Source organism: Lacinutrix gracilariae (genome assembly GCF_042684485.1).
GTDB classification, from domain to species: Bacteria; Bacteroidota; Bacteroidia; order Flavobacteriales; family Flavobacteriaceae; genus Oceanihabitans; species Oceanihabitans gracilariae.
In genome coordinates, this window is the sequence record NZ_JBHULM010000009.1 from 163469 (window position 1) to 175882 (window position 12414).

Below are 12414 nucleotides of genomic sequence, written 5' to 3' on the forward strand. Positions count from 1 at the left end.
TTACTTGCTTTTGGTATAGTAACGCACCAGATATACATATCTTACGGTTAAAGCAACTAGTAAAGGGATTAGTGCATAAGCAAATCGTTGTACTCCCATTACCCAATGAAATACTAATAAGCATAACAAGATAATAAGCAGTTTAATATATTTAATAAACCAGCTTTTAGGTTGTGTTTTTAGTACTTGATTTACTACAAAAAGATTAAGTGCAAAGGCCCAAAGCAGGTTATAATTGTTGGCTGTTGCTGTATGGTCTGTAGCAAACCATAATAATAAAATAAACACACCAATAACACCTGTTATAATAAAAAGGGCAGTATCTAACCATCTACTTCTTTTACCTTGCTTAAAGTCTTTATAAGTAAGACCTAGTATAAAAATACCTAGTAGGCCTAAAACAAAAATAGGACTACTAAAAAAGGGCTGTTCTTGCTTTACTTCTTTTTTGCTATATAGTGTTTCTTGCTTGGTTACAAGGTTTTCTCCTGTGGTTTTAATACTTGCATTATTAAAAAACAGATGTATATATTTAGGTAAAAACATATACTCATAAGGCGTGGCTTGTTTGTCTATTATAGACCCAAGAGCGATATCAATACCTAGGCTTCCCCAAGAGTTCCATTGTAAGTTATGCTGAATTAAATCTCTAAAAGTGTATTCTCCTAGATCAGGAGGAGTATTAAACTGTATGTTTTTGTTTGTAATCTCTTCGGCAACATCTCTAATTTTAGTTGCACAGTTATCATAAAAGAAATCGTATAAATAATCTTTGTTTTGAGGTAAAGCATTGGTTTCAAGAAAGGCATGCATGTCTTGCTTTTCTTTTGTAGTAAGATTTAAAACTTGCTCTCTAATAGATCTGTTTTGCCTTTTGTAATAGTCAATAACAGGATATGTAGGACTATGGCCTTGAGAGTATAAGAGCTTTCCTCTAGCAAAATTTAAGTAAAAATTAGGGTCGTTAAACGGAAACCTTCCGTAGTCATACACCACATCTGTATATGGAGTTTTTACACGAATACCATTATGCCCGAAAGCATCATTTAACGAAGTACCAGGCCCAATGGTTAAAATGCTTATTTCTGTATGGTTATATACATTTTGTGCTTGGGTAATTACAAAAGAGAAAAAGAATACTACAACTAGAAAGCGTTTTGTCATTTTTTACGGTATTAACTATCTAAAACAGCTAAAGTCTATTTTTAAAGAAAATACATTAGAGTACAAAGCAACACTTTGGTCGCCAATATCTGTAAATGCATAGTCTACTTGAATGCAATTGTATTTAAAACCAATACCTATACTAGGTTGAAAGCTTACCTTTTCTGAATTATCTAATTGCAATTCATTTTGAAAATTACCAACACCACCTCTTAGGTAAATCATGTCTATATAGCCTACTTCAAAACCAAAAGAAGGAGTAATACTAGCTATGGAAGTAGAAATTAAATCGTTATTTTCTTCAAACCTTATATTTAGGTCTACTTCTGTAAGAATAGAAAAGTCATAACGATAAATGAATTTTTTAGCAATACCAAATTGTAATTTAGGTATTGTTAGTTCTGTAGTTTCTGGTAGTTCTTGATTTTGTCCTTCAACAGCATCCTGTACTGTAGCAAACTCCTCTTCATCAATAGCCCAAGAGTTAAAGGTGGTTGTAATGTCTCTAGCCATAATTCCGAATTTCCATTCGTTTCTAGTTTCAAACTGTATGGCAGCATCTAAACCAAATCCCCAAGAGTTTGCAAAGTCACCAATAACACGACGTATTACTTTTGCATTAATACCATAGTTTAAACCTTCAAAAGGTAGTTTTCTAGCGTATGAAAATGTAACCCCATAATCTGCTGTAGAAAATAAACTAATTCGGTCATAGTTTATGTTTCCGTCATCATCAATTAATTGTGTGGTGTTTAAAATATCATCTACTGCAAAACGTATTAAAGAAATACCAATAGCACTATTATTATCTATAGGCATTGCAAAGGCTGCGTAGTCATAATTAGCAATGTTTGCAAAGTAGCTAGAATGCATTAAAGCAAGTTGTTTGTCTTCTATATGTACTAATCCTGCAGGATTCCAGTAACCAGAATTTACATCGTGAGAGAATGCGGTTACTGCATTGCTCATACCTAAAGCAGCAGCATCGACACCAATATTCATAAATTCATTAGAATATTTTCGTGTGGTTTGTGCAGAAACAGATACACAAAAAGTTAGTAGTAGTATAGTTAGTAGATTTTTCAAGAATAAATTTTTTACAAATATGCTATTATTTTTCAACATATTAAACTTGAAAAAGCAATAGATATTGTTTGCAGACGTTTATACTTGGTTAAAAAAGAAATAAAAGAGGTTTATTTTAGTCTTCTATTTTTAAGAAAATCAATCATAGCCATAGTTATTCCTGTTTTTGTTACGAAAGATAGAAGTGAAAAAAGGAGCCTATTGGTAGTAAATTTAAAGAGGAACTTTTGTTTTAGACGAAAATAGTTTGCTATTTTTACAACTTATACAAGATTATGCAACTAAAAAGCTACATTCCGAATTTTATAACTTTACTTAATTTATTCTGCGGAAGCATTGCTGTAATTTTAGCAGTAAACAACCTATTTGTTGCTTCGGCATTATTTGTTTTTCTAGGAATATTTTTTGATTTCTTTGATGGATTTTTTGCTAGGAAACTAAATGTACAAAGTGCATTAGGAATACAATTAGATTCGCTTGCAGACATGGTAACAAGTGGTTTGGTTCCTGGTATTTTTATGTATAAACTAATTACTTTAGCGAGTGACAATCCAGGTATTGAAATTTCTTCATGGAGCTCTTTTTTAGGAGGAGATAGCTTTAAGGTGGTTCCGTTAGCATTAGTAGGTTTGTGCATTACTTTGGCTTCTGCGTATAGGTTGGCTAAATTTAATTTAGATGAAGAACAGCAGTCTTACTTTAAAGGCTTACCAACGCCAGCCAATACCTTGCTAATTATTTCTTTACCCTTAATTTTAGAATATCAAAATAGCGACGCTATGAATGCTATTATTTTAAATACTTGGGTTTTATTAGCAATAACTATTTTAAGTTGTTATATGTTAAATAGTTCGGTGAAACTATTTGCTTTAAAATTTAAAACTTACGGATTTAAAGGCAATGCCATACGTTATACCTTTATACTTTTAAGCTTGGTGTTTTTAATTGTTTTTCAATTTGCAGCAATCCCTTTAATTATTCTTACGTATATTATTTTATCCTTAGTTTCACAATAAAAACCTACGTGGTTTTAAAACAAAAATACAGATAGTACATGGCATCAGGATTTTTTGCATTATTAGATGATATAGCAGCGTTAATGGATGACGTTGTTGTAATGAGTAAGATTAGCACCAAGAAAACAGCAGGTATTTTAGGAGATGACTTAGCAGTAAATGCCGAAAAAGCAACGGGTTTTGTTGCTAGTAGAGAAATTCCTGTTTTATGGGCAATTACCAAAGGATCTGCTTTAAATAAGTTAATTATTTTGCCTATTGCTTTTTTATTGAGTGCTTTTGCTCCATGGGCAATTACATTGGCTTTAATATTAGGAGGAATTTATTTAGCTTTTGAAGGAGCAGAAAAAATTTACGAATTTATTGTGCCTCATAAAGAGGAAACAGTTGAGGTAGACGCAACAACAGCGCTTACTAAAGAAGAGATTGTTCTTGCAGAAAAAAAGAAAGTAAAGTCGGCTATTTTTACCGATTTTATTCTGTCTGTTGAAATTGTAATTATAGCTCTAGGAACCGTTATAGGAAAACCTATTCATTTTCAAATAATAGTAGTAACTATAGTGGCTATTATTGCTACTATTGGAGTTTATGGTATTGTAGCTTTAATTGTAAGAATGGATGACTTTGGGTATCGATTGGTACGTTTAGGAGAAGGTGAAAAAAGTGTGGCTACCTTTATAGGAAACCTTTTAGTGAATGCACTACCTGTAGTTATTAAGGCTTTGTCAATTATTGGTACTATTGCATTGGTATTAGTTGCAGGAGGTATTTTTGTTCATAATGTAGATTTCTTTCATCACTTTTTAGAGCAGATTCCTAGTTTTATTAGAGACTTTCTTGTTGGTTTATTGGTAGGTTTTGCGGCTTTATTGGTTGTGAAATTGGTAAAGTTATTTTTACCTAAAAAGGAAAAGCAGTAGGCTTTTTAAGGGCTTCTTGGTTTTTCTTATGGATTTCTGCCTGCGCAGGAATGACAGTAATGCGTCTTTTTGTGAGTATGATTAATTTAAGTGTCTAAAATTACTGTTGTTCGTTATTCCTGGGAACTCAGGAATCAATAAGAATGATGGGTGTTTTCTTGCTGTTTTTATTCTTCTTTTTATGTGTGGATTCCTGCCTGTGCAGGAATGACAGTATGGTGTCTTTTTGTGATTCGTATTATTTTAAACGTTCTAAAATTATTGTCGTTTGTCATTCCTGCCTGCGCAGGAATGTGACAAAAACTCCTGTTTTCACAGGGATTCCCAAAAGCAAGAATTAAAAATCTATTTTCTTTCTACGAAGTTCAAAGTTTTGTCCTAGGTATACTTTACGTACCATTTCATCTTCAGCAAGTTCTTCTGGTTTTCCTGCTTTTAAAATACCACCTTCAAACATTAAATACGTTCTATCTGTAATGGCAAGGGTTTCTTGTACGTTGTGGTCTGTAATTAATATACCTATATTCTTTTTGGTAAGTTGTGCTACAATACGTTGAATATCTTCTACAGCAACAGGGTCAACACCAGCAAAAGGCTCATCTAATAAAATAAAATTAGGGTCTGTAGCCAATGCACGTGCAATTTCGGTACGTCTACGTTCTCCACCAGAAAGTAAATCGCCTCTACTTTTTCTAATATGTCCTAAACCAAACTCTTCAATTAAAGATTCCATTTTAAGGTGTTGTTCTTTTTTGCTTAGTTTGGTAAGTTGTAATACGCTTAAAATATTATCTTCAATACTTAGTTTTCTAAATACCGAAGCTTCTTGTGCTAGATACCCAATACCATTTTGAGCACGTTTGTACATTGGGTATTTTGTAATATTAGTATCTTCTAAATAAATGTTTCCACCATTAGGTTTTATCAGTCCAACAATCATATAAAACGAAGTTGTTTTTCCTGCTCCATTAGGACCTAAAAGACCAACAATTTCTCCTTGCTTTACTTCTAAAGAAACGTCTTTTACCACTTTTCGTCCGTTATAGGATTTCATTAAATGTTCTGCTCTAAGTTTCATATGTTTAGATCTATTGTTGTTTATTTAGCACATCTTGCTTGTTAATGCTCTTGCTTTATTTTTTGTGTACTTGTGGTTAAAAATAATAAAAACCATAATAGTATAAGGTATACACTATTAATTTAAGTAAAGTTTAACCTTGGGCTTCTTCTAAAGCATCCCAATATTCATAGGCTCTTCTTAAGTGCGGAATTACAATTGTGCCACCAACTAAATTGGCAATACTTAAGGATTCTACCACTTGTTCTTTAGTAAGTCCTTCTTTGTAGCAGGCTTCTAAATGGTATTTTACACAATCATCACAACGTAACACCATAGATGCTACAAGCCCTAAAAGTTCTTTGGTTTTTTTATCTAGTGTTCCTTCCGCGAAAGCGTTTGTGTCTAAATTAAAAATACGTTTGATTACTTTATTATTATCTGAAAGAATTTTATCATTCATCTTAGAACGATACTCGTTAAATTCGTTTACTATATTAGACATGCTTTGTTATTTTATTATCTGGATTTTTTTTAGCCTCTCTTTGTACTACAATTTTTGAAATATAGATACTTACTTGATAAAGTATTAATATAGGTATAGCAACAATAATTTGACTTGCTATATCTGGAGGTGTTATGATTGCAGAAAGAATAAGCACTATTACAAGGGCGTATTTTCTGTATTTTTTTAAGAATTCTGGTGTTACAAGACCTACTTTGGTTAAAAAGTAGATAATAATAGGAAGCTCGAAAATTAATCCGGAAGCAATTACAGTAGCTCTTACTAGTCCAATATAACTAGCTAAGTCAAAATCATTATGTACTTCTTGACTAACCGAGTAGGTACCAAGAAAGTTAATAGATAAAGGGGTTACTATATAATAACCAAAAAGTACCCCTAGAAAAAATAAAATAGAAGAGATTACAATAAAGCCACCAGAGTGTTTGCGTTCATTTTCATGCATACCAGGGCTAATAAATGCCCAGAGTTGGTATAATATATATGGAAACGATATAATAAAACCAGCGTAAATAGAGGTCCATAAATGTGCAGAGAATTGTCCAGCAAGGGTTCTACTTTGAATTTGAAACGGAAAGCTTTCACCACAAAAAGAAGAGTCTTCTATACCTATTAATTGGCTAGCGCTACACAACCATCTGTAGGTAGGAAAAGCCATGTCTTTAGGACCAAGTATAATAACATCAAAAATAAAGCTTTTAAATAAAAAAGCTACTACAGCACAAAGTACTACAGCAATACAAATACGTACTAGATGCCATCTTAAATCTTCAAGATGGTCTAGAAAAGACATCTCATTTACATTTTTTTTAGCCATTATATAATACCTTCTCTTATTAAATCATGTACGTGTACCACACCAGCATAATTGCCCTTGTCTTCTACTAATATTTGCGAAATACCATAGGTTTCTAAAACCTCCATAGCATCAACAGCCATTGCGTTAACATCTATGCGTTTTGGGTTTTCGCTCATAATATCTTTAGCAGTAAGGGTAGAAAAATCATCTACTTTGCTAAGCATTCTACGTAAATCACCATCTGTAATGATACCCACGATTTTTTTGTTTTCAACTACAGCAGTTACTCCAAGCATTTTTTCGGTAATTTCAACAATTACTTCTTTTATACTTGTATTAAGAGATACTTTTGGTTTTTGGTTTACCGAAGAAATATCTTGAACACGTAGATATAGTTTTTTACCTAAAGCTCCACCAGGATGGTATTTAGCAAAGTCTTTGCTAGAAAAGCCTCGTAATTCTAATAAGCAAACTGCAAGAGCATCACCAAGTACTAATTGTGCAGTAGTACTAGTTGTAGGAGCAAGATTGTTTGGGCAAGCTTCTTTTTCAACAAAAGCATTTAAAACATAATCTGCTTGCAGCCCTAAAAAGGAATCTTTATTCCCTGTAATGGCAATCATTTTGTTACCAGCATTCATAATTAAAGGAACAAGAACTTTAATTTCTGGCGTGTTTCCGCTTTTAGAAATACAAATAACTACGTCGTCTTTTAATATTAAACCTAAATCACCATGAATGGCATCTGCAGCATGCATAAAAACAGAAGGTGTACCTGTAGAATTTAAAGTAGCTACAATTTTAGTAGCAATAATAGCACTTTTACCAATTCCTGTAATAATTACTCTACCTTTAGAGTTATAAATAAGGTTAACAGCTTCTGCAAAATTATCATTTACTAAATGCGATAAATTTAAAATTGCTTTGCTCTCTAACTCAATAGTTTGCTTTGCCGTAGAAATAATAGAATGTATATTGCTCAAAATTTATGAGTTTTTTAAGTTGTTGCTAATAAAGATTTTTTTATCTTTAATGTTGGTCAAGTAATTTCAAATTGTAGACCTACAAAATTTAGCTGCAAAGTTAACGAAAAATTAATGAGGTTGATTATATACACTACTAATTAATAGCAAAAAGAATTTAGTGTATTTTTATAATAATTTTAATATTAAAAACAATACATGTCTATTACTGAAAAGGACTTACAAGTTTCTCTAAAAAAATATTTTGGCTTTAGTAAGTTTAAAGGATTGCAAGAAGGTGTAATACAGAGTATTTTATCTGGACAAAACACTTTTGTTATAATGCCAACAGGAGGAGGTAAATCTTTATGTTACCAACTACCCGCTTTAATGCAAGAAGGAACAGCAATTGTTGTTTCTCCATTAATAGCCTTAATGAAAAACCAAGTAGATGCCATACGTAGTGTTTCTGAACACGATGGTGTTGCTCATGTTTTAAATTCGTCATTGAACAAAACAGAAGTAAAACAGGTAAAGCAGGATATTACCAATGGTATTACCAAACTATTATATGTAGCACCAGAATCTTTAACAAAAGAAGATAATGTAGAGTTTCTTAGAACGGTTAAAATTTCTTTTATGGCTGTTGATGAAGCGCATTGTATTAGTGAATGGGGACATGACTTTAGACCAGAATACAGAAATTTAAGAAACATTATACAACGTATAGGTGATAATATTCCTATTATAGGTCTTACTGCTACTGCTACACCAAAAGTACAAGAAGATATATTGAAGAATCTTGGCATGTCTGATGCAAAGACCTTTAAAGCATCTTTTAATAGACCTAATTTATACTACGAAATACGACCAAAAACCAAAACGGTTGATGCAGATATTATTCGATTTATAAAACAAAACGAAGGTAAATCTGGTATTGTGTACTGTTTAAGTAGAAAGCGCGTAGAAGAACTTGCACAAGCTTTACAAGTAAATGGTATTAAAGCGGTACCTTATCATGCAGGTTTAGATGCTAAAACAAGATCAAAACATCAAGATATGTTTTTAATGGAAGACATTGATGTGGTGGTTGCTACTATTGCCTTTGGTATGGGAATAGATAAACCAGATGTACGTTTTGTAATACACCATGATATACCAAAAAGTATTGAAAGTTATTACCAAGAAACCGGAAGAGCAGGACGTGATGGAGGAGAAGGACATTGTTTAGCTTATTATGCTTATAAAGATATAGAGAAGTTAGAAAAATTTATGTCTGGAAAGCCTGTTGCCGAACAAGAAATTGGCCATGCTTTATTACAAGAAGTGGTAGCTTTTGCAGAAACCTCAATTTCTAGAAGAAAGTTTATACTGCATTATTTTGGTGAAGAATTTGACAATGAAACTGGAGAAGGAGGCGATATGGATGATAATGTACGTTATCCTAAAAAGCAGCAAGAAGCAAAAGAAGAAGTAAAACTAGCCCTAGAAATTGTAGCTAGTACAAATCAAAAATATAAATCTAAAGATTTAGTAAACGTTATTACAGGTAAAGAAAATGCCTTAATAAACTCGCATAAAACAAACGAACAACCGTTTTTTGGAAAAGGTAAAGATCACGATAAGATTTTCTGGATGGCTTTAATAAGACAAGCACTAGTAGCAGGTTTGTTAAAGAAAGATATAGAAACTTATGGCGTTATCAAACTACAGCCAGCAGGTAAAGATTTTATTGAAAATCCGGAGTCTTTTATGATGACCGAAGATCACGTTTTTGATCAAACCACAGATGATTCTATAATCACACAAGCCAAAGGTGGTGCTGCAGTAGCAGATGCTGCGTTAATGGCTATGCTAAAAGATTTACGTAAGAAAAACGCTAAAAAACTAGGAGTGCCTCCATTTGTTATTTTTCAAGATCCTTCATTAGAAGATATGTCTTTAAAATACCCAATCACACTAGCAGAACTTTCTAATGTTCATGGTGTTGGTGATGGAAAAGCAAAAAAATATGGTAAAGATTTTGTAGCACTTATTTCTAAATATGTAGAAGAAAACGATATTATTAGACCAGATGATATGGTGGTTAAATCTACAGGAAGTAATTCGGCATTAAAACTTTATATTATTCAAAACGTAGATAGAAAGTTGCCATTAAGTGATATTGCAGAGGCTAAAGGAATGGAAATGGCTTCTTTTATTAAAGAAATGGAAGCTATTGTGTTTTCTGGAACCAAATTGAATATTGATTATTGGATTAATGATATTTTAGACGAAGACCAACAAGAGGAAATTCATGAGTATTTTATGGAATCGGAAACCGATAAAATAGATGTTGCTATTGAAGAGTTTGATGGAGATTATGATGATGAAGAACTGCGTTTGTATAGAATTAAGTTTATTAGTGAAGTGGCTAATTAGTGAACAACTAAGTTTAGTAGGTAGTAGGTAGTAGGTAGTAGGTAGTGTTTTATTTGTTAATCTTTTAATAAGGTTAAAAAAATAAACTCGTAATTCGTTAATCTAAAATCATTCGCTATCTTTGCAATTCATTAAAAATTATGACAATGCAAGACGGTTTATACGCAAAATTTAATACTACAAAAGGCGAAATATTAGTAGCTTTAGAATACCAGAAAACTCCAGGAACTGTAGGTAACTTTGTTGCTTTAGCAGAAGGAAACTTAGAAAACGAAGTAAAGCCACAAGGAACTCCTTATTATGATGGTTTAAAATTTCATAGAGTAATTCCTGATTTTATGATACAAGGAGGATGTCCTCAAGGTACAGGAACAGGAAATCCTGGTTATAAATTTGATGATGAGTTTCATCCAGAATTAAAGCATGATGCACCAGGAATTTTATCTATGGCAAATGCAGGACCAGGAACAAACGGAAGTCAGTTTTTTATAACTCACGTAGAAACACCTTGGTTAGATAATAATCATACTGTTTTTGGTAAAGTTGTAGAAGGACAAGATGTAGTTGATGCTATTGCACAAGGCGATGAAATTACTACTTTAGAAATAGTAAGAGTAGGTGCAGATGCAGAAGGTTTTAATGCTGTTGAAGCATTTAGAACTTTTGAAGGTTCTCGTGAAAAACGTTTAGCAGTAGAAAAAGCAGCACAAGAAGCAGCTTTAGATAAAATTGCAGCAGGATTTAATAAAACAGATAGTGGTTTACGTTACCAAATACTTCAAGAAGGTACTGGAGCAAAAGCTGAAAAAGGAAAAACAGTTTCTGTACACTATAAAGGACAATTAGCAGACGGAACCGTTTTTGATTCTTCTTATAAAAGAAAAGAACCAATTGAATTTCCTTTAGGAGTTGGACAAGTAATCTCAGGTTGGGATGAAGGTGTTCAATTATTAAAAATTGGAGATAAAGCTCGTTTTGTTATTCCTAGTCACTTAGGTTACGGAAGCAGAGGTGCAGGAGGAGTAATTCCACCAGACGCTACATTAATTTTTGATGTAGAGTTAATGGATGTGAAATAAGCACTATTAAAATATATTTATACAAAAAAAACGCTTCATTTTTAATGAGGCGTTTTTTATGTGTATACATTCTTAAGAAATATATATCTTAGGGTTTTAATTGTATTACCATTTTGGTTAGCAGTTTAAAACTTGTTTTTTATGAAAGATACTCTTGAGCAATTAAAATATCCTATAGGGCAGTTTGAATGTCCTGAAGAAGTAACACAACAAGATATAAATACATGGATTTTTGTACTAGAGCACTTTCCTGATCGTTTAGAAAAACTGGTTACAGGATTAAATGATAAACAACTAGATACACCATATAGAACAGAAGGTTGGACTGTTAGACAGGTGATACACCATCTTTCAGATAGTCATTTGCATAGTTATATACGTTTTAAATGGGCTTTAACAGAAGACTCACCTGTTATTAAGTACTATTATGAACAGCATTGGGCAGCACTAGAAGATGCAAAAACAGCACCAATTGCAATGTCTTTACTCCATTTAAAAGCCACACATATTAAGTTGGTATATTTACTAAAAGGTTTAGATATAACAGATTTAAACAAGTCTTTTATACATCCAGAACATAATGATCCCGTAGTTTTAAAAAAGAATATTGGTATTTATGCATGGCATAGCCTACACCATTTTGCGCATATAGAAAATCTTTTAAAACGTAAAGATTGGTTGTAGTAGGTTAAAAATAATCTATTGTTGGTGTGTTACTTTATTACACAAACTTTAGGTTGTACTTGCCACAAATTTTTGTCACTTTTTCAAAATCTGGAGGACCAACAGGTAGTTGTGCTAGTTCTTCAAACATGTTTTCAAGTCCTGCAGGAAAAATACTTAGCATTGCTCTAGTGTCTTGTTCGCCAACAACTTTCCATGAATGCGGAATTCCCTTTGGGCAAAAAATTAAATCTCCAGCATGTAAAGTGGTTGTTTCTTCTCCTATACGCATTTCAACCTGACCTTCAATTACTTGAAATACTTCATCTTCATTTTCATGAACATGAGGAGGAATACCAACTCCTGGTTTGTTATTTTGCTCTATTAAAGTGAATTGTCCGTTGGTGTCTTTACCTGTTAATTTAATATTTTGGTTGTCGCCAAGAACATTTAAAAGTTGCCCTTCTTTGTTTTTAACAATTTTAGGATCTATACGTTCCACAATTTGTTCAACTTCTTTACTTTTTATCGTTTCTACTTGTGCTAATTGGTCTAAATTTTCATTTTTAGATTCCGTTTTACAGGCATTTACCATAGGAGCAAAAGATAGAGCTCCTAAACCTAATGCAGTCGATTTTATAAACTTTTTTCGGTCCATAATAGTTGGTTTTTCTTGGTTATTACACTTTTCTATATAGTAGTAAACTTTAATTAACAAAGCCTT

12 protein-coding genes are annotated in these 12414 nt (G+C 32.4%); 5 read left to right on the forward strand and 7 right to left on the reverse strand.

Annotated elements, in window-relative coordinates; genetic code table 11:
• Window positions 1-1164, reverse strand: coding sequence for a lipoprotein N-acyltransferase Lnb domain-containing protein (locus ACFSSB_RS06920; RefSeq protein ID WP_379902421.1), 1164 nt, complete (start codon window positions 1162-1164; stop codon window positions 1-3).
• Between the two features lie 15 nt (window positions 1165-1179).
• Window positions 1180-2250, reverse strand: a complete 1071-nt coding sequence (locus tag ACFSSB_RS06925; RefSeq protein WP_379902423.1) for a putative type IX sorting system protein PorV2 — start codon at window positions 2248-2250, stop codon at window positions 1180-1182.
• Window positions 2251-2525: 275 nt separating this feature from the next.
• Between ACFSSB_RS06925 and ACFSSB_RS06930 the strand changes: the two genes are divergently transcribed.
• Complete coding sequence (locus ACFSSB_RS06930) at window positions 2526-3266, forward strand: CDP-alcohol phosphatidyltransferase family protein (protein ID WP_379902426.1); 741 nt, start codon at window positions 2526-2528, stop codon at window positions 3264-3266.
• A 38-nt stretch (window positions 3267-3304) separates the two neighbouring features.
• On the forward strand, window positions 3305-4186 hold the full coding sequence (locus ACFSSB_RS06935) for a DUF808 domain-containing protein (RefSeq protein ID WP_379902429.1): 882 nt from the start codon (window positions 3305-3307) through the stop codon (window positions 4184-4186).
• A gap of 337 nt (window positions 4187-4523) precedes the next feature.
• Here the strand turns inward: ACFSSB_RS06935 and lptB are convergent, their stop codons facing one another.
• The 4 genes from lptB to ACFSSB_RS06955 all read right to left on the reverse strand — a co-directional run bounded on the left by lptB (window position 4524) and on the right by ACFSSB_RS06955 (window position 7548).
• Window positions 4524-5264, reverse strand: a complete 741-nt coding sequence (lptB, locus tag ACFSSB_RS06940; protein ID WP_379902431.1) for an LPS export ABC transporter ATP-binding protein — start codon at window positions 5262-5264, stop codon at window positions 4524-4526.
• Window positions 5265-5397: 133 nt separating this feature from the next.
• Window positions 5398-5748, reverse strand: coding sequence for a carboxymuconolactone decarboxylase family protein (locus tag ACFSSB_RS06945; protein ID WP_379902434.1), 351 nt, complete (start codon window positions 5746-5748; stop codon window positions 5398-5400).
• The gene (tatC, locus tag ACFSSB_RS06950; RefSeq protein ID WP_379902437.1) at window positions 5741-6583 is read right to left on the reverse strand and encodes a twin-arginine translocase subunit TatC; all 843 of its coding nucleotides are present in this window, start codon (window positions 6581-6583) and stop codon (window positions 5741-5743) included. Before tatC ends, ACFSSB_RS06945 begins: the two co-directional genes overlap by 8 nt.
• On the reverse strand, window positions 6583-7548 hold the full coding sequence (locus tag ACFSSB_RS06955) for a KpsF/GutQ family sugar-phosphate isomerase (RefSeq protein WP_379902439.1): 966 nt from the start codon (window positions 7546-7548) through the stop codon (window positions 6583-6585). Before ACFSSB_RS06955 ends, tatC begins: the two co-directional genes overlap by 1 nt.
• Window positions 7549-7746: 198 nt before the next feature.
• Here ACFSSB_RS06955 and ACFSSB_RS06960 point away from each other — a divergent pair, with 198 nt between their 5' ends.
• The 3 genes from ACFSSB_RS06960 (at window position 7747) to ACFSSB_RS06970 (ending at window position 11711) form a co-directional block, all read left to right on the forward strand.
• Window positions 7747-9948: a RecQ family ATP-dependent DNA helicase gene (locus ACFSSB_RS06960; protein ID WP_379902442.1), complete on the forward strand. Its 2202-nt coding sequence runs from the start codon at window positions 7747-7749 to the stop codon at window positions 9946-9948.
• A gap of 146 nt (window positions 9949-10094) precedes the next feature.
• Window positions 10095-11027 carry a peptidylprolyl isomerase gene (locus ACFSSB_RS06965; protein ID WP_379902555.1) on the forward strand — a complete coding sequence of 311 codons (933 nt, stop codon included), beginning with the start codon at window positions 10095-10097 and terminating at the stop codon, window positions 11025-11027.
• A 141-nt stretch (window positions 11028-11168) separates the two neighbouring features.
• Window positions 11169-11711, forward strand: coding sequence for a YfiT family bacillithiol transferase (locus tag ACFSSB_RS06970; RefSeq protein WP_379902444.1), 543 nt, complete (start codon window positions 11169-11171; stop codon window positions 11709-11711).
• A 37-nt stretch (window positions 11712-11748) separates the two neighbouring features.
• Here the strand turns inward: ACFSSB_RS06970 and ACFSSB_RS06975 are convergent, their stop codons facing one another.
• Entirely contained in the window at window positions 11749-12348 is a 600-nt protein-coding gene (locus tag ACFSSB_RS06975) for a cupin domain-containing protein (protein ID WP_379902447.1), read from the reverse strand.
• Between the last annotated feature and the right edge of the window lie 66 nt (window positions 12349-12414).

Coding starts and splice junctions, on each gene's coding strand:
- ACFSSB_RS06920 (WP_379902421.1), bottom strand. CDS start 1,164: ATGACAAAACGCTTTCTAGTTGTAGTATTCTTTTTCTCTTTTGTAATT.
- ACFSSB_RS06930 (WP_379902426.1), top strand. CDS start 2,526: ATGCAACTAAAAAGCTACATTCCGAATTTTATAACTTTACTTAATTTA.
- ACFSSB_RS06935 (WP_379902429.1), top strand. CDS start 3,305: ATGGCATCAGGATTTTTTGCATTATTAGATGATATAGCAGCGTTAATG.
- lptB (WP_379902431.1), bottom strand. CDS start 5,264: ATGAAACTTAGAGCAGAACATTTAATGAAATCCTATAACGGACGAAAA.
- ACFSSB_RS06945 (WP_379902434.1), bottom strand. CDS start 5,748: ATGTCTAATATAGTAAACGAATTTAACGAGTATCGTTCTAAGATGAAT.
- tatC (WP_379902437.1), bottom strand. CDS start 6,583: ATGGCTAAAAAAAATGTAAATGAGATGTCTTTTCTAGACCATCTTGAA.
- ACFSSB_RS06960 (WP_379902442.1), top strand. CDS start 7,747: ATGTCTATTACTGAAAAGGACTTACAAGTTTCTCTAAAAAAATATTTT.
- ACFSSB_RS06965 (WP_379902555.1), top strand. CDS start 10,095: ATGCAAGACGGTTTATACGCAAAATTTAATACTACAAAAGGCGAAATA.
- ACFSSB_RS06970 (WP_379902444.1), top strand. CDS start 11,169: ATGAAAGATACTCTTGAGCAATTAAAATATCCTATAGGGCAGTTTGAA.
- ACFSSB_RS06975 (WP_379902447.1), bottom strand. CDS start 12,348: ATGGACCGAAAAAAGTTTATAAAATCGACTGCATTAGGTTTAGGAGCT.